General features: G+C 72.0%; 13 protein-coding genes and 1 tRNA gene. 8 read left to right on the top strand and 6 right to left on the bottom strand.

Features of this window, described 5'->3' with window-relative positions; all coding sequences use genetic code 11:
* Nucleotides 1-15: 15 nt before the first annotated feature.
* Nucleotides 16-987: a helix-turn-helix transcriptional regulator gene (locus AC3EVP_RS19825; protein ID WP_435131474.1), complete on the bottom strand. Its 972-nt coding sequence runs from the start codon at nt 985-987 to the stop codon at nt 16-18.
* Between the two features lie 270 nt (nt 988-1,257).
* Here AC3EVP_RS19825 and AC3EVP_RS19830 point away from each other — a divergent pair, with 270 nt between their 5' ends.
* From AC3EVP_RS19830 to AC3EVP_RS19840, 3 genes are read left to right on the top strand one after another with little or no spacing between them, the layout of a single operon-like run.
* Nucleotides 1,258-2,676 carry an FAD-dependent oxidoreductase gene (locus AC3EVP_RS19830; RefSeq protein ID WP_435131476.1) on the top strand — a complete coding sequence of 473 codons (1,419 nt, stop codon included), beginning with the start codon at nt 1,258-1,260 and terminating at the stop codon, nt 2,674-2,676.
* Nucleotides 2,673-2,885, top strand: a complete 213-nt coding sequence (locus AC3EVP_RS19835) for a hypothetical protein (RefSeq protein ID WP_435131477.1) — start codon at nt 2,673-2,675, stop codon at nt 2,883-2,885. The genes AC3EVP_RS19830 and AC3EVP_RS19835 overlap by 4 nt, the downstream gene beginning before the upstream one ends.
* Nucleotides 2,878-3,729, top strand: coding sequence for an alpha/beta fold hydrolase (locus tag AC3EVP_RS19840; protein ID WP_435131479.1), 852 nt, complete (start codon nt 2,878-2,880; stop codon nt 3,727-3,729). Before AC3EVP_RS19835 ends, AC3EVP_RS19840 begins: the two co-directional genes overlap by 8 nt.
* A 309-nt stretch (nt 3,730-4,038) precedes the next feature.
* Here AC3EVP_RS19840 and AC3EVP_RS19845 read toward each other — a convergent pair whose 3' ends face one another.
* Nucleotides 4,039-4,590: a hypothetical protein gene (locus AC3EVP_RS19845; RefSeq protein ID WP_335981029.1), complete on the bottom strand. Its 552-nt coding sequence runs from the start codon at nt 4,588-4,590 to the stop codon at nt 4,039-4,041.
* A 311-nt stretch (nt 4,591-4,901) separates the two neighbouring features.
* On the opposite strand from AC3EVP_RS19845, the gene AC3EVP_RS19850 reads away from it, so the two are divergent.
* Nucleotides 4,902-6,212: a carbohydrate-binding protein gene (locus AC3EVP_RS19850; RefSeq protein ID WP_335981030.1), complete on the top strand. Its 1,311-nt coding sequence runs from the start codon at nt 4,902-4,904 to the stop codon at nt 6,210-6,212.
* A 155-nt stretch (nt 6,213-6,367) separates the two neighbouring features.
* Nucleotides 6,368-8,728: a laminin G domain-containing protein gene (locus AC3EVP_RS19855; protein WP_435131480.1), complete on the top strand. Its 2,361-nt coding sequence runs from the start codon at nt 6,368-6,370 to the stop codon at nt 8,726-8,728.
* A gap of 24 nt (nt 8,729-8,752) precedes the next feature.
* Here the strand turns inward: AC3EVP_RS19855 and AC3EVP_RS19860 are convergent, their stop codons facing one another.
* Together AC3EVP_RS19860 and AC3EVP_RS19865 are read right to left on the bottom strand one after the other, a co-directional pair.
* Entirely contained in the window at nt 8,753-9,868 is a 1,116-nt protein-coding gene (locus AC3EVP_RS19860; protein ID WP_435131481.1) for an FUSC family protein, read from the bottom strand.
* Nucleotides 9,869-10,291: 423 nt separating this feature from the next.
* The gene (locus tag AC3EVP_RS19865; RefSeq protein ID WP_435131482.1) at nt 10,292-10,939 is read right to left on the bottom strand and encodes a TetR/AcrR family transcriptional regulator; all 648 of its coding nucleotides are present in this window, start codon (nt 10,937-10,939) and stop codon (nt 10,292-10,294) included.
* A 173-nt stretch (nt 10,940-11,112) separates the two neighbouring features.
* Between AC3EVP_RS19865 and AC3EVP_RS19870 the strand changes: the two genes are divergently transcribed.
* Together AC3EVP_RS19870 and AC3EVP_RS19875 are read left to right on the top strand one after the other, a co-directional pair.
* A complete protein-coding gene (locus AC3EVP_RS19870; protein WP_435131483.1) occupies nt 11,113-12,642 on the top strand; it encodes an MFS transporter in 1,530 nt (509 codons plus the stop codon).
* 90 nt (nt 12,643-12,732) lie between these two features.
* Nucleotides 12,733-12,808 (top strand) — tRNA-Trp (locus tag AC3EVP_RS19875).
* A 38-nt stretch (nt 12,809-12,846) separates the two neighbouring features.
* On the opposite strand, the gene AC3EVP_RS19880 is transcribed toward AC3EVP_RS19875, so the two are convergent.
* Nucleotides 12,847-13,179 (bottom strand): hypothetical protein, encoded by a 333-nt coding sequence (locus AC3EVP_RS19880; protein WP_435131484.1) that lies wholly within the window; start codon nt 13,177-13,179, stop codon nt 12,847-12,849.
* Between the two features lie 25 nt (nt 13,180-13,204).
* Nucleotides 13,205-15,742, bottom strand: a complete 2,538-nt coding sequence (pepN, locus tag AC3EVP_RS19885) for an aminopeptidase N (RefSeq protein ID WP_435131485.1) — start codon at nt 15,740-15,742, stop codon at nt 13,205-13,207.
* 341 nt (nt 15,743-16,083) lie between these two features.
* On the opposite strand from pepN, the gene AC3EVP_RS19890 reads away from it, so the two are divergent.
* Entirely contained in the window at nt 16,084-16,173 is a 90-nt protein-coding gene (locus AC3EVP_RS19890) for a tryptorubin family RiPP precursor (RefSeq protein ID WP_335981040.1), read from the top strand.
* The last annotated feature ends 61 nt before the right edge of the window (nt 16,174-16,234 follow it).

The raw sequence follows: 16,234 nt of genomic DNA on the forward strand, positions 1-16,234 counted from the left end.
GCGGCCTGGGGAGTCCTAGCGGGCCGCGGTGGGGGGCTCGGCGAATCGTTTCCTGTACGCCTTGACGAAGTGGCTGCTGTCGGCGAAGTGCCAGCGAGCGGCGATCTCGGACACGGTCAGCCGCGTCGAGGCCAGCTCCGCCCTGGCGCGTTCGAGGCGGCGTTCGCGCACGTATCCCATGACCGGCGGCGTGGCCGCTTGGCCGAACGCGCGGTAGAGGGTGCGGACGGACACGTTCAGGGCCGCCGCGATCCCGCGGGGACTGAGGTCGGGGTCGGCGAGCAGCCGGGTCTCGATGTGGTCCATCGCCGCCCTGAGGAGCGCGGGGGCGAACTCGGCGTCGTCGATGACCTGGTCGTTCATCAGGCCTCTGAAGAGTTCCAGGGTGGCGTTGCGGGCCGCGCCGCCGGCGGCGGCGCCGAGTCCGTCCGCCAGTTCCGTCCAGAGCCGGAGCTGGGCGAGCAGCAGGGCCGCGGCGGGTGAGGTCTGTTCCGCGGTGACCGCCCGCGTGTTCGCCGGGAAGCGGATCTCTCTCGCGGGGAGGACCAGGGTGATCGCCCGGGTGCCGCGGGCGACCTCGAAGTCCCACGGGTCCTCGTTCCTGCGCACGCACACCATTCCGGCCGCCGCCGTGGTCCGCTGGCTCTCCGTGGCGAAGCGCCACTCCCCGCTGAGCGTCACGCTCGTCACGATCCGGTCCTCCAGGTGCCCGCCCGGGCCCCCGGTGCTGCCCGCGACCGCGTCGCTGTACTGGTCCTCGAGGAAGAGGTCGAGCAGGTTCTGCTTCCAGATGCGCGCGCGGTACGTCCCGGCGCCGTGCCGCGGCAGCCGCATGGGCGGCGCCGGCACCCGCTCGCCGCCCTGACGCCGCCACTCCCCGAGCAGCACGCGGTTCCGGTTCTCGTTCGCGTACGGCACGGTGATGTCGACCACAGGCGTCGAGGGGTCCCCGATCCGCCATGGAGACACGCTCACTTCGGTGCTCATCCCGCGCAACGTTACTCCGCACCGGCCGCCACACCCGGCCCACCACCCCAGGCCCGGCGCACGGCGCCGTCTCGGGTGGCACGGAAGTACCACGCACTCGGCAGGCCGGTACTGGCCTCCGGCGTGCGGGCCTTGTGAGCATGAGCAGGCGCTTCCCGCCCTCCCCCGGGACGGAGCGGGTCTCGCCGGACCCTCGCGGGTCCTGGTTCCGACTGCCTGGGCGCTGATCCGCCGGTCCAGGTCCGTTCCACTCACCGGCTGGAGTTCTCGGTGTCCGAATCCGTAGTGGCTCTTTTCGAGAGCCTCGTTGGCGCTGAGCCGCCGCACGACGCACCCGTCCTGTTCGACACCGCGTGCGTGATGGGCGGGAGCATCGCGGGACTCCTCGCGGCACGGGTGCTCTCCGACCACGCGCGCGAGGTCGTCATCGTCGAGCCCGACGACATATCGGCGCAGGCCCACTCGCGCCCCGGAGTGCCCCAGGACCAGCAGGTGCACACGCTGCTGCCCGCCGGCCGCCGGTGGATCGAGCGGTGGCTTCCCGGCGTCTCGCAGGAGGCGCGGGACCGCGGCGCGTCGCTGGCCGGACCGGACAAGCAGTTCGTCGGCTACGACGACGCCCGGCAGGCGCCGGACGGCGTGGACCACCAGTTCCTCGCCATCGGGCGTCCGCTGCTGGAGACCCTCGTCCGTGACCGGGTCACCGCCCTGCCCAACGTCTCGGTCCTGCGAGCGCAGGCGACCGGGTTGCGGTACGGCGGCGGCGCCGTCACCGGTGTGCGCTTCGCCGGGGCCGGAACCGGCGGTGAGGGCGAGCGGGCGGAGGGAGTCCTCACGGCGGACTTCGTCGTGGACGCCATGGGACGCTCCAGCAGGCTCTCGAACTGGCTCGGGCAGGACGGTTACGACCAGCCCCGGCTGGAACGGCTGGAGGCCCCGGTCAACTACGCCACCGCCCTGTTCGAGCGCCGGGCGAAGTTCCCGGAGTTGGAAGTGGCGACGGTGCTGCAACTGTTCACGCCGCAGTACCCGTCGGGCGGGGTGTCCGTCGCCGCGGCGACCGCGGTCGAAGGGCAGCAGTGGCTCGTCATGCTGATGGGCTACGGCGACAACCGGCCCGGCAGGACGATCGACGCGTTCCGCGCGCACTGTGCCGCGCTGCCCCCGGTCTTCAACGACGCCACCAGCGGCGTCGTCACCCGCGACGTGGTGACGTACCACCAGGCGGAGAGCCGGCGGCGCCACTTCGCCGGGGCCGAACGCCTGCCGGCGCGCCTGGTCAGCGTGGGGGACGCCGTGGCGTCCTTCAACCCGGTCTACGGCCAGGGCATGAGTTCCGCCGCGCTGCACGCCTCCTGCCTGGCCTCCTACCTCGGCAGCGGCGCCGACCTCGACGAGGCGGCCACCGAGTTCTTCCGCCTCCAGCAGGTGGTCGTCGACGCGGCCTGGGCCGTGTCCGCGGGCGGAGACGCTGCCCGCCTCGACGCCGAGAACGGGACCGAGGTGCCGGAGGAAGTGCGGCAGCAGCGCCTGGCCATGGCACAGATCGTCGGTGCCGCCCTCGTCGACCCGGAGGTGTCAAAAGCGTTCAACAACGTGTCCTACATGCTGCGCCACCCCGGCACGCTGTTCGATCCGGTGATCCTGGCGAAGGCGGCAGCCGCCACCGAGGGAGCTGCGGCGCAGTGACCGGCACCGAGATCGAGACCGCGGTCGACACCGTGATCGACCGGTACGTCAGGCTGTCGGACCGTGCGGTGCACGACGACTCGGCGCTCGAGGAGTTGCTGTCGTGGTTCGCCGCTGACGCCACGGTGCGGGTCGGCCCGGAACCGGTCCCGCGGCCTTCAGGCCGTCGCACCCCCGCTCATCCTGTGTTCGGAGATCTGAATGCCTGACGTGACCACCGAGGACGGCGTTCGCATCAATGTCGTCGAGAAGGGCCGGGCGGACGGACGCCCCCTCGTCTTCGTCCACGGCCTCGGCGGTTCGAGCCGTATGTGGGAAGGCGTGATGTCCGTACCGGAACTTGCCGACCGCTACCGCCTGCTCGCGTTCGATCTGCGCGGCCACGGCCGCTCCGACACCGATCTCGCGCCCGAACTGCTCACGGCCGACGGTCCGGTGGCCGGCGCGGAACTCTGGTCACGCGACCTGGACGCGGTGCTGGCCGGGACCGTCTCGCCGATCCTGGTCGGCTGGTCCTTCGGCGCCGGCGTCATCCAGTCCTGGCTTCAGACCCATGGCGGGCTCGGGCCGGCGGAAGCCGCCGTCCTGGCCTGCGGGCCCAACGTCAACGGTCCGGTACCGCTGGACGATCCGGCCGCAGGGCTCATCACGCCCGAGGCGGTCGGGGCCCTTGTCGGAGCCGCGCACGACGGCACGACGTTCGCCCGCCGCATCCTGGCGAACCGCGCGGACGACACCTCCGCCGACGCCGACGCCATCAAGTGCGTCGCCACCATCGCCGAGGCCACGCCGGCCGAGTCGGTCGCCGGGGTACTGCGGCACGTCGTCGACTTCCGGCCCTTCCTGTCGAAGCTCAGCGCATCGGCACGCGCGCGGGTCACCGCCGTCATCGCCGACGGCGACCAGATCTTCGACGCCGCCGCCAGCCAGGCGGTCTGGGAGCAGGTGGGGGTCCGGACCGTCCACGTTCCCGGCTCCGGCCACGCACTGCCCATCCGCGAGCCCGACCGTTTCGCGCACCTCCTGCTCGGCATCCTCGAGTCAGACGGATGACGGCTCCCGCCACGGCTTGACGCCACCGGCGCGGCGGGCCGGTGGCGGCGGTGACGGCGGCTCGAGCGAGCAGCGGCACACGGTGGCCACATGGTGCTGCCAGGTGACGAACGGACCTCGTGATCCCCGCCATCGCCTCCGTCCAGGGCCTCCCCCGGTTCACCCGCGACGCCGCCGGATTCAAGGGGCTGGACGGCTCCCTGACCGTCGTCGCCATCTGACGCGGAGCGTCCACCGGGTGCGCTGCGCCCGACCGCGGGTCGGAGTCCCGGGCCGGGCAAGGGTGGGGTGGGGTGGCCGCCGCGGCGGTCAGACGTACTCGGCGGGCCGGGGCTGCTGCTCCGAGGCGGCCGTTCCGTCGCGCTTCGCGCGGCCGAGCAGCAGCTGCCCGCGCAGGACGATGGTGCCCAGCCGGACCACGACCTCGCCGAACGCCATCAGGATGAGCGCCACCACCCACGCCTGGGCGCTGGTGATGTCGTGCGCGGCGGAGAAGTGCGCGACGTGGACCTCGCCGGAGGGGTGCGAGGACCACACGGCAAAACCGAGCCGGAACCCCATGCTGACCACCCACAGGGCGGCCGCGCCCACGGAGGCGCGTATCCGTACGTGGCCGTCGGCCAGCCGGACGCGGGTGAGCAGACCGCCGACGAGGCCGAAGGCGATGCCCACGGCGACGAAGATGCCCGCCAGCAGCAGGTCGTTGCCGGCGGTGGGGATGTGGTGCAGGTAGGTGGCCGCCGCCCAGCTGATGATGGCCAGCGGCAGCAGCACGGTCCGGACGGTGAGCCGCTCCTCGCGCATCTGCCGGAAGACGATGAGCACGAGGACGATGTCGATGATCCAGTCGGTGGTGGTCATGGCATCGAGCATCCGCTGCGGCGGGCCCCGTTCCCTCAACCCACGGGTTGAGCTCGGGGTGGAGATCGCGTCTCCACCCCCGTCGGCCCCCTGGGGGCTGCCGCCCGATCCGGCCAAAGTAATTATGCAACTTTGTTGAAGGGTTGACCGGCCCGCGCGCCGCCCCTACATATTGGTCTTGACCAATCTGCTCGACGTTTCAGGACCACTTCGTTCACCCCCACGTGCGAAGCGGCCGCCTCGCCCACCCACCGGGTCAGCGGGGCGAGGCGCCGCGACGCAAGAGCGCCCCTCACTCCTGGAGGATTCCCATGCGCGTCGGAAGACACGTTCTGCGCAAGGCACTCATCACCGGCTCGGCACTCGGGCTGACCATCGGCGGCGCGGCCTTCGCGATGGCCTCGGCGCCCGCCGCGCAGGCGGCCTCCACCTGCGCCGCGGCGTGGAGTTCCAGCACGGTCTACACCGCCGGCCAGCAGGCGAGCGAGAACGGGACCAACTACACCGCCAACTACTGGACTCAGGGCAACGACCCCGCGACCAGCAACGGCGGCGCCGGCAGCGGACAGCCCTGGACATCGGCCGGCGCGTGTACCGGCGGGTCCACGGGCGGGACCACCGGCGGGTCCACGGGCGGCTCCACCGGCGGCAGCGGCGGGACCGGCACGGGTTCGGCCAGCGGGCTGCTCTTCAGCCCGTACAAGGACGTCACCATCAACATGAACTGGAACACCTACCAGATGCAGTCGGCCGTGACCGGGTCCGCGCTGCCGGTGGTGGGCTCCGGCAGCCTGGTGTCGCAGTACGTGCCGAACCTGCCCGCGCTCACCGTCTCGTTCGCCACCGGTGCCTGCGGCAGCGAGAACTGGGGCGGCGTCCCGGGTGCCTCCTGGGCCGCCGAGAACGTGCCGCAGCTGAAGTCCGCCGGGCTGAACTACGTCGTGTCCACCGGCGGCGCGGCCGGAAGCTTCACCTGCGGCTCGACGGCGGGCATGGAGTCGTTCATCGCCCGCTACGCCAGCCCCAACCTGGTCGGCATCGACTTCGACATCGAAGGCGGCCAGAGCGCGTCGGACATCCAGAACCTGGTCGCCGCGGCGGCCGGCGCGCAGGCGCAGTACCCGAACCTCCAGTTCTCCTTCACCCTCGCCACGCTGGGCGCGTCCGACGGCGGCTACGGCGGCGTGAACTCGCTCGGCGACACGGTCGTCAAGGCGGTCCTCGCCTCCAACCTCCAGAAGTACGTCATCAACCTGATGACCATGGACTACGGCAACGCCTCCAGCAGCGTGTGCGTCGTCTCCGGCGGCACCTGCGAGATGGCGCAGTCGGCGATCCAGGCCGTGAAGAACCTGGAGCACACCTACGGGGTCCCGGCGAGCAAGATCGCCGTCACCCCGATGATCGGCATGAACGACGCCACCAGCGAGACCTTCACCGCCGCGGACGTGGACACGCTGTCGTCGTACGCGGTCAGCAACGGCCTGGCCGGGCTGCACTACTGGTCGCTGGACCGGGACACGCCCTGCTCGTACACGTACGCCTCCCCCACCTGCAACTCCGTCCCCAGCACGACTGCGCTGGAGTACACGAAGAAGTTCCTGAGCGACCTCGGGCACTGACCGCCCCCGCCGCGAACGGGCCGCGCACGGCACCCCCGTGCGCGGCCCGCCGTCGTCCGCGGGTCGGATCGGGCCAGGACTTGTGGGCGGGGGCGAGGTGAACGGAGGTCGACGCCTACCTCGGCGCGGTGTGTCGCCTCCGGACGGGTGACGACGTGGACGGACGCGGAGGCGGGCTTCCCCCCGAACGCGCGGCCATCGATAATCATGCGAACGTACGTTCGTCTCTCATCCAGGGGTGGAGCTTGAGAAGTAGTAGACGGAGAAGGCTGCTCGGGGGGCGGTTCAAAGCGTGGGCGGCCGCATCGACCGTTGGCGTGGTGCTCGCGGTGGTGCCGATGACAGCGGCGAGTGCGCGGGCAAGTGCCGCGCCGGATGCCGCGGTTCCGGCGGTTCCCGCGGTGCCGACAGCGCAGGGCTTCCTGGCGTCGAACGCGCCGGTCTGTTCGACGGACCCGTCCGCGCCGACGGCTCTTGGGGACCCGACCCCGCAGGTGACGGCGGTGGTGCATGTCGCGGCCGGAAACACCGCTCCGGATTATCTGCGCGCGCACTTCGACATCGAGGCGCGCCAGGCGTCGGACACCTGGACCGAGGTGGCCGGGGTGCTGGCCCCGGCACCGGACGGCTTGGTGTCGGACGGGCAATACGTGACCAACTCGGTCACGGACCCTCTGTCCGAGGGCACGCAGTACCGGATGGCCGCCTCGACGTGGTCGTACACCAGCGGTGGCGTCGACCACATCTCCTCGGCGAGCACGGCTTCCACCACCGGCTGGTGCTATTTCACGGTGGACCCGACGGCGCCGCTGGCCCCGAAGGTGACGCTGAACGGCCCGTACACACCCTGCGGAGACGACGAATGCGCGGCCCGTGGCGGACCGGGGGTGCCGGGCAGCTTCACCTTCGCGCCGGGTGACGGCGACACCGGCGTGACGGGGTACGAGTACCAACTCACCGACGGTGCCTTTGTGCAGGTACCGGGGTCTCCCGCGACCGTGACCATCACACCGCAGGTCCGCGGCATGGCCATCCTCGACGTGCGGGCGCAGGATGCGACCGGTCGCTTCGGCGCGGCGACCGAGGTCCTGTTCAACGTCGCGACGCCCGCTTCCTCGGTCGGGCTCTGGCACTTCGACGACGGGCAACCGGGAGACACCTCCACGGTCGTGTCCGACACCGCGACCGGCGCGGGCAGTCGCCATGCGGCGGCGCTCTCCGGCACGGGTGCGGACTGGTCGACGCTGGGCCGGCGAGGCGACGGCGACAAGGCTTTGGTGCTCGACGGCTCCTCCGGCTACGCCGCCACCGACGGCCAAGTCGTCGACGCCTCCTCGTCGTTCGCCGTGTCCGCGTGGGCGCGCCCGGCCGACCTGAGTCAGGACGGCACCGTCGTCTCCCAGACCGGCGATGACAACTCCGGCTTCACCCTGGGCTACACGGCGACCGACCGGGCGTGGCGCTTCTCCTACGCCTGGACCGACACCGACGGCGCGCGCCATGTCGCTTCCGCGCAAGCCCCCGGGGGCACCGAGGACGCGTGGACGCAGCTCGCCGGGTCGTACGATGCCGCCGCGCACACCCTCACGCTCTACGTCAACGGGCGGCCGCAGGGTTCGCCCACCGGGCTCCCGGCCACGGCCGAGGCCCAAGGCACCGCCGACGCAACGGAGTTCGGGCGGACAACGACCGCCGGTTCCGATGGCGCGTACTGGCACGGCTCCATCGACGAGGTGCAGACCTGGCAGCGGACACTGCCAGCCGACGAGGCACTGCAAGACGCACAGTTGGAGGACCCCGCCACCGGAGCGGCCGACGTCGCGAACGTGGCCGCCTGGGACGCCACCGGCGCGAGCGGCACGACGCTGACCGACAGCACCACCGGTTACGGCCGCGTGCTGACAGCGGAGGGCGGCGCGCGGTTCGAGAACGGCGCGCTCGTACTCGACGGTACGGGCGGCGCGGCCGACATCTCCGGCCCGGTCGTCGATGACAGCGGCTCCTTCACCGTCAGCGCCCTCGTCCAGCCCGACATGTCGGTGATCGCCGGCAAGCCCGACGGGTGGACGGGCCAGGTCGTCGGCGAGCGCACCGCGGACGGCTCCGACTGGGGCATCTGGTATCGCCTCGCCGGCCACACGGACGTCCCCGACCCGGACAGCGACGGCTTCGTCTCCCTGCCCGTCACCCAGTGGCTCCTCGGACGGATGGCGGACGACGGAACATTCACCGGCGTCACGTCCCAGGACGCCACGACCTGGAGCGCCGACACCGCGAACGATCCCGTCAAGCTGACTGCCCTCTTCGACGCCCAGGACGGTACGGCCGAATTGTTCACGGACGGCTTTCATGAGGGCACAGCGGACTTCCGCCCGGTGGCATCGACCGGTGAACTGACCGTCGGAAAGGCGTACATCGGCGGCAGTTGGGGTGCGTACCTCCCAGGACGCGTCACCTCGCTGGAAGTGTGGGCGGGTGCCATGAGTGAGAGCCAGGTGATCCTGAAGGACCTCTGATCTCCCCGGGGGGGTCAGCGGTGCTCAGGCACTGGGCGTTCCGGCGGCCCGGGGATCACCCACCGGGCCGCCGGGGGCGGTGCGGCGTTTGGCGACGAGGCCGGCGAGGAGCATGGTGAGGAGGCCGATGGCTACTCCGCACAGGGTCCACAGGACCCGATAGCCCTCGGCGGAGTAGTGGGAGGGCTGCGGGAGGTCCACCAGGACGAGGACGCCCGCGGCGATGGCGGCGGTGTAGAACGCGTAGTTCCAGAAGCGCATCGCCACGCCGTGCATGAGGATGACGAGTGCGACGGTTTCCAGCCCGCGGGTCACCGCGAAGAGCCTCAGTCCGTGCTCGCTCGCCGGCACCAGCAGGAGGAGCAGGGCCGCGACGGCGCCGATGACCGCTCCGACCACGCGCTGCACGGAGACCAGCGCGGTCTGCTGCAGGCTCGGCTTCACCGCGACCAGGGTGGCGATCGGCAGCCACAGGCCGTGCGAGAGGTCCAGCCCGAACGCGAGCGCGGCGGAGCCGGCGATGGCCACGGCGCGGATCAGCGCGAACACGACCGCCGGCGCGGTCAGTCGGCGCCGCGAGGTGTCGCCGGGGACCTCCGCGATCGGTTGCGGCCGCTCCGCACGTCCCTGAATCAGCCGGCCCAGGCACACCACCGCGATCCACAGTGCGGACCCGGCGGCCCAGGACGCCGTCTGCGCCCAGGTGTGGTCGGTGACGCGCGTGTGGTGGTGGAGGTTGAAGGCCATCGACAGGGCGATGACGAACCACGAGTTGAGCAGCAGGGCGACCGCGAACCGGCGCACCCCGAACGCGACGCCCAGCCCGGCGGCCAGTGTGACCGCGAAGAGCACGAGCACCAGCCAGCCCCAGGGTTGCGCGCCGATCCCGAACGCGAGTGCGGTCAGTCCCGCTCCGACCAGGCCGAAGACGGCGATGTTCCGGACCCGGCGCCCGAAGGCGCCTCCCGGGTCGGCCACCCCCGCGTAGACCACGCCGAACAGCGCGCTGAGCAGGTACTGTTCGTGCCCGATCGCCCAGAACACGATCAACGGCACCAGCATGACGTCCAGTACCGCGACCCCTCGCGGCCAGTTCGGCCCGTCCGCGTTCCGCGCGAACACCTTGGACAGCCGTCCCATGGCCTTCCCGCACCGGCCGGGCCGTTCTTGTCGTCCGTCCGCAGTGGCCATGGCCGCCTCGCTCGTTCCGGTCGCCGGGTGCGCTCAGACCCGCATTCTGCGATCCGGCCCGGCCCACCGCGAAGCGACCCGCGCGCGACCGTCCCGAGGACACCGCACCCACCAGTCGTACGGCCCAGCGCACGCCGCAGGCGGTAGTGCGGATCGTGTGGCCTGTTGGGAGTTGAGTCCCTCGCTCTTTTCGTAGCGCGAGCGGCGCACACGTCCGGTGACGGCCGCCTCGTGCAACGCGGAGACCTGCCGTTCGCTGACGCCGAGGCCCGCGGAGTGCCCGTCGAGCAGGACCCACACGTCCGTCGAACGCGCCACGCGATGGCGTACGCGCTGCGCCTGCTCCCGCGCCGCCCGGCGTCCCCCGGACGGTCAGGTGGTGGCCTGGAGGCGGAGGCCGGCGAGGGTGAGTTCCAGGGCGGAGCGGAACTGGTCGACGTCGTCGTGGCCGTCGAACTCGTCGACGATCTCGAGGACGAAGGGGAACTCCTCGGGGTCGAGTTCGCGCCACGCCTGGGCGTAGCGGCCTAGGTACTCCTCACGGCTCACGGCGCCGCCGAGGACCTCCTGGGGCGGCTCCTGCCCGAGGTCGACCGCGGAGCCGACGACGACACCGATGACCGCGGACACCGCGTGGAAGCGCTGGAGGGCGTCGAGGTCGAGGCGGAGGGTCTGCCGGCCGAGCCGTTCGTACAGGCGCAGGGAGTTGCCCTGGACGCCGACATTGCGCATGAAGTACGAGCCCAGCCAGGGCCGGGCCACGATCGCGTCGAAGAGCGTCAGCGCCATGTCGCGGAGGGCGTCGATCGGGTCATCGCGCTCGGGGAGCGCCTCGAGGTCGGCGAGCACCGAGCCGATGACGTGGTCGGTGGCGCGGTCGAGCAGTTCCTCCTTGTTCGCGACGTACCAGTAGATGCTGGCGACGCCGCCGCCGAGCCGCTGCGCGAGCGCCCGGAAGGTCAGCGCGGGTTCCCCCGCCTCGTCGAGCAGGGCCACCGCCTCGGTGAGTACGGACTCCATCGAATGCGACGCACGCCGGCGCCCTGCCCCCGGGCGGCTCCTCACCTCTGCCATGGCTCACATCCCCACGCGACTTGCTCTCGATCGAACGTTGTTCTATCTTAGCTCATCGTACGCCGTTCGATATTCAAACCCCGTTCGATAGCCGAACCTCGTTCGATAGGAGGGCCGCCATGACCACCGCCCCGCCTCCCCAGACCGCGCCATCCGCCACCTATCCGTCCCTGCGGGCGGCCTGGATTCCGCTGGCCGCCCTCTGCCTGGCCTTCTTCGTCGAGATGGTCGACAACACGCTGCTGTCGATCGCGCTGCCCACCATCGGCCGCGACCTCGGCAGCGGCACCACCGCGCTCCAGTGGGTCACCGGCGCGTACTCACTGACCTTCGGCGGCCTGCTGCTCACCGCCGGGTCGATGGCCGACCGGCTCGGCCGCCGCCGGGTGCTGCTGGTCGGCCTCGCCGTGTTCGGCGCGCTGAGCCTGTGCGTGATCGCCGTCACCACCGCGGGCGAGCTGATCGCGCTGCGGGCCGCGCTCGGTGTCGCGGCCGCCGCGATGGCCCCCATCACGAACTCGCTGGTCTTCCGGCTGTTCGACGACAAGGCGCTGCGGATGCGCGCCATGACCGTGATGATCATCGTCGGCATGTCCGGCTTCGTCCTCGGCCCGCTGCTCGGCGGCACCGCGCTCGCCCATGTGCGGTGGGAGTGGCTGCTCGTCGTCAACGCCCCGATCGCGCTGATCGCGTGCATCGGCGTCCGGCTCGGCGTCCCGGCCGACCGTCCGGAGGGCCTGACCCGCGACGCGCTCGACCTGCCCGGCGCCGTTCTGAGCATCAGCACCATCGGGCTCGCCTGCTACGCCCTGACCAGCGGCGTCGACAACGGCTGGCAGTCCGCGGCCACCGTCGGGTCGATCGCCGGCGCCCTCGTGGCCGGGATCGCGTTCGTCTGGCACGAGCGGCGCAGCAAGGAGCCCATGCTCGACCTGCGGCTGTTCTCCAACGGCACCGTCCGCGGCGCCGCCATCGCGCAGATCGGCATGGCGATCGCGATGGCCAGCGTGATGTTCGGGCTGATCCTGCACTTCCAGTACGCCTACGGGTGGAGCCCGGTGCGGGCGGGCCTGGCCAACCTGCCGATCATCGTGACGTTGCTCGGCGCCACCCCCCTGTCGGAGTGGCTCGCGCGCCGGTTCGGCCACCGCGTCGCCTGCCTGGTCGGCTCGGTCTGCCTCGCGGCAGCGCTGGGCGGGATGTCCTGGGGCGTCTACCACGGGTACGCCGTCATCGCCGTCTGCATGGTGGTCATGACGGTGGGGCTGCGCACCATCATGACGATCTGCGCGGTCGCGCTCGTCGACGCGATGCCGGCCAACCGCACGTCCATCGGCGCGGCCCTCAACGACACCGCCCAGGAGGTCGGCTCCAGCATCGGCACCGCCGTGGTCGGCACCCTCATCGCCGCGCTGGTCACCACCCAGCTCCCGGCGGGCACCTGGAGCCGGAGCCTCGTCGAGTCCTTCTTCCACGGCGAGCGGATCACCTACGGCGTGATCGCCGTCGCCGTCGGCCTGATCGCCGCGGGCGGCTCGCTGAGCCTGACGAACTCCCACAGCGTCGAGGAGCACCACGACGAGGACCCGGAGGACCCGGACGACGCGGACCGCGCCGCCGCGGAACGCCCCGACGGGGTCCCGGCCTGACCGCGGCTCCCGCCGCGAACAGCGGCGGGAGCCGGGGCCGAGCCGGTCGGCGGGGGCGTCGGCGGATGCCGGGACAGGGTCGGGGCGGGGGGAGCCGTAGCGCCAGGGGTCGACGCGCGCGGTCTCCAAAACCGCGAGGACGCCGGTTCGTATCCGGTCGGCTCCACCCACCCGCCTGGCGAGCGCCGAAACGACGGGTCCTCCTCAGCCCGGGGGCGCTACCCGTCGCGAACCAGCCGGTCGGTCGTTCGCCGGTTCATGGGCAGTGAGTGAGAGCCGGCCGCTGTCATCCGGTACGGCGACGACGTCGACCAGGAGCGTGCCGCCCTCATCGAAGCGCAGCGTGAAGAGCGGGTCGAGCTCCATCAGGAAGTCGAAGCCCTCCTGGTCCTCCGGGGACAGTGCAGGTGTGAACCGGGCTTCGCACGTCCACTCGTGGGCAGCGCGGATGGTGACGTACACGCCGAGGCGGGCCAGGCACGTCGACGAGTTGGCCCACCACTCGATGGTCGCCGTGCCCTCGTGGTGGTCAGGCATCGCCGGCTCCTTCCGTGGGCGGGGGTCAGGGGTGGTGGAGGAGGGTGCGGTGGAGGTCGTCGAGGCTGTCGGAGAGGTGGCGGTGGAGGGACGGGGGGAGGTCGGTGCGGGTGAGGAGGTGGTGGGCGGCGCGGAGGGTGTCGGGGTGGGGGGTGGTGGGGAAGAGGCGGCGGGCGAGGGCGGTGGTGACGGCGGGGCCGCGGTCGGCGGCGGTGGGGAGTTCGTCGAAGTAGCGCTGGGCGTAGGCGTGTTGGGTGGTGAGTGAACCGGAGTGCCAGAAGCCGTCGGCGGTGGCGGCGAGGAGGGGGCCGGTGAGGGCGCCGGGGGTGAACAGTTGCTGCCAGGCGCGGGCTTTGGCGGCGTCGTCCGGGAGGGCGGCGCGGGCGCGGGCGGCGCCCAGTGCGGCGGCGTCGCTGGGGTCGGCGGTGAGTTCGGCGGCGATCCGGTCCTCGTCGACGGTCCCGGTCGCGGCGAGCCGGACCAGCGCGGCCCAGCGCAGGTCGGTGTCCAGGGTGAGGCCGTCGGGCAGGTCGCGGCCTTCCAACCAGGCGGTGAGCTCGGCGAGTTGTGCCTCCCCCGTCGCGTGGGCGATCACGCCGTGCAGGGCAGCGATGCGCAGCCCGTGTCCGGCGTCAGGTGCGGCCAGCAGGGCGCGGGCGGCGGCGCCGACCCGCAGTCGGGCGGCGGGCCGATCGGCGGGGCCGAGGTAACGGGCGACGACGTGGCCCCGGGTGAAGTCGAGTACGCCCGTCACGATGCTGTCCGAGCGCTCCGCCGGCAGATGGGCGGCGACGAGGTCGAGGTAGGCGGCGGCCGGGAGTTCGGCGTCGCGGGTCAGGTCGCGGAGGTGCTCCCACAGCACCGCGCGGCTCAACTCGTCCTCGATGGATGACAGTTCAGCGGCAACGGTCTGCGCCGAACGGGCGTCGAGCCGGATGCGGGCCCACGTCAGGTCGCCGTCGTTGGGCAGGATCAGGGCCGGGCGCGGGGCGCCGGTCAGCTCGGGCAGCGGGGTACGGCTGCCGGGCGCGGCGTCCACGTCCAGCCGGCGGTGCGCCACGAGCGCGCCGCCGTCCCGTTCGTACACGCCCAGACGCAGCCGGTGCGGGCGGGTGCCGTCGTTGACCAGGACGGCTGAGGCGACGGCTCCTTCCGGCGCATCGGCTTCCGGCCCGGTCCCAGCCCCAGCCCCCACCTCGGCCGCAGCCCCGACCTCGACCTCGACCCGCAGCGTGTCCACGCCAGTGGTCCGCAGCCATGCATCGGCCCACCCCGGCACCTCCGGCCCGGCTGCGGCGGCGAGCGCGTCGATGAAGTCGGCCAGCTCGGCGTTGCCCCAACTGTGCCGCGCGAAATACGTGTTGAGCCCGGCGAAGAACGCCTCGTCGCCGAGCCGGTGCATGAGCTGGTGGAGCGCGGCCGCGCCCTTCGCGTACGAGATGCCGTCGAAGTTGGCGAGCGCCTCGGCGGCGGAACCGGCGCCGGTGGCTGCGACCGGGTGCGTGGTGGCGCGCTGGTCGGCGTCGTAGCCCCAGCCCTTGCGGGCGGAGAAGAGCGTCCAGGAGCTGGTGTAGCCGGTGGCCTCGGCCGCGATCCGGTAGCCGAGCACCTCGGCGAAGGACTCGTTCAGCCACACGTCGTCCCACCAGCGGAGGGTGACGAGGTTGCCGAACCACATGTGCGCCATCTCGTGGCACACCACCATGGCCCGCTGGGCCCGCTGCGCGTCGGTCGGCGCGGAGCGGAACAGCATCTTGTCCTCGAAGGTGACACAGCCCGGGCTCTCCATCGCCGCCCAGTTCAACTCGGGCAGGAACGCCTGGTAGTAGCCGCCGTCGAAGGGGTAGCGCACGTCGAAGAGCTGGTGCAGGCGGTCGAAGGAGGCGCCCATCAGAGCAAACAACTCCGGCGCTTCGCGGTCGAGTTCGGCGGCGAGCGAGCGGCGCGCGTACAGGCCGAGCGGGATGCCGTCGTGTTCGGCGCGCACCTGGTGCAGGGGGCCGGCGACGACCGCGGTCAGGTAGGTGGAGATCGGGCCGATCGCGCCGACCTGCCACCTGCCGTCGGGCAGCGCCGTGGTGGCGCCGTTGCCGATCACCGTCCACCCCTCGGGGGCGGTCACGGTGAAGGTGAAGGGCGCCTTCAGGTCCGGCTGGTCGAAGCAGGCGAAGACCTTCGGGGCGAGGTCGGGCGCGCAGGCGGTGTACACGTACGTCTCGCCGTCGGCCGGGTCGGTGAAGCGGTGCAGGCCCTCGGCGGTGTGCGAGTAGGGCAGGTCGGCCTCGACCAACAGCTCGTTGGCGGCGGCGAGTCCGGGCAGCGGGAGGCGGTTGCCGTCGAGCGTGGCGGGGTCGAGCAGGCGGCCGTTCAGCTCGGCGCGCAGCAGCACCGAGGGTTCGATGTCCACGAAGGACGCCGCGCCGGGCTCGGCGCAGTCGAACCGGATCACGGTGGTGCTGCGGAAGGTGTCCGCACCGCGGGTGATGTCCAGGGCGACGGCGTACGAGCGGACGTCGAGCAGCTGGGCGCGGACCTGGGCTTCGTCACGGAGCAGGGCTGGCATGCCCGCATGCTGTCCCACGGCGGCCCGCCGGACAACCCGATTCCGCAGGCAGCGAACCGCCAGGACGTACCCTCTCGGACCGTATCCGGTCGGGACGTACCGCCCGCGGCCGGTCGCGGACACCCGGGCCCGGTCCGGCACGCGCTCCTGCCGCCCGGTCCAGCCCATTCCGTTTCGACCGGCCGCGGGCACGGAATACTTGCCACGTGAGCCCCGCAAGCACCTTTGTTCCCACCGGGGTTCACCTTTCGCGGTGAGCTTTCTGGGCCCCGGGGATCGATGCCGGAGCGCAGCGGGCTCTCTTCGAACGTCCGAATCGCCCGTTCGCGTCTGCGCGCTGTGTGGAGGTGTCCATGAAGCTGGTGCGGTTGGTCAAGAGGTTCCGTCCGGAGAAGAGCCTGAAGGCGTACGCCTGGTACGGCTGGGTCTGACGGCGGCGGCCGCGCCGGACCCGGGCCCGCCTGCACGGGCCCGGGTCCGGCGTTCCGCAGC

It is taken from the genome of Actinacidiphila sp. bgisy144, from assembly GCF_057708105.1.

What these genes read in the sequence shown, in the direction of transcription:
- AC3EVP_RS19825 (WP_435131474.1), bottom strand. Translation starts at nt 987, where the DNA reads ATGAGCACCGAAGTGAGCGTGTCTCCATGGCGGATCGGGGACCCCTCG.
- AC3EVP_RS19840 (WP_435131479.1), top strand. Translation starts at nt 2,878, where the DNA reads ATGCCTGACGTGACCACCGAGGACGGCGTTCGCATCAATGTCGTCGAG.
- AC3EVP_RS19845 (WP_335981029.1), bottom strand. Translation starts at nt 4,590, where the DNA reads ATGACCACCACCGACTGGATCATCGACATCGTCCTCGTGCTCATCGTC.
- AC3EVP_RS19850 (WP_335981030.1), top strand. Translation starts at nt 4,902, where the DNA reads ATGCGCGTCGGAAGACACGTTCTGCGCAAGGCACTCATCACCGGCTCG.
- AC3EVP_RS19860 (WP_435131481.1), bottom strand. Translation starts at nt 9,868, where the DNA reads ATGGGACGGCTGTCCAAGGTGTTCGCGCGGAACGCGGACGGGCCGAAC.
- AC3EVP_RS19865 (WP_435131482.1), bottom strand. Translation starts at nt 10,939, where the DNA reads ATGGAGTCCGTACTCACCGAGGCGGTGGCCCTGCTCGACGAGGCGGGG.
- AC3EVP_RS19870 (WP_435131483.1), top strand. Translation starts at nt 11,113, where the DNA reads ATGACCACCGCCCCGCCTCCCCAGACCGCGCCATCCGCCACCTATCCG.
- AC3EVP_RS19880 (WP_435131484.1), bottom strand. Translation starts at nt 13,179, where the DNA reads ATGCCTGACCACCACGAGGGCACGGCGACCATCGAGTGGTGGGCCAAC.
- pepN (WP_435131485.1), bottom strand. Translation starts at nt 15,742, where the DNA reads ATGCCAGCCCTGCTCCGTGACGAAGCCCAGGTCCGCGCCCAGCTGCTC.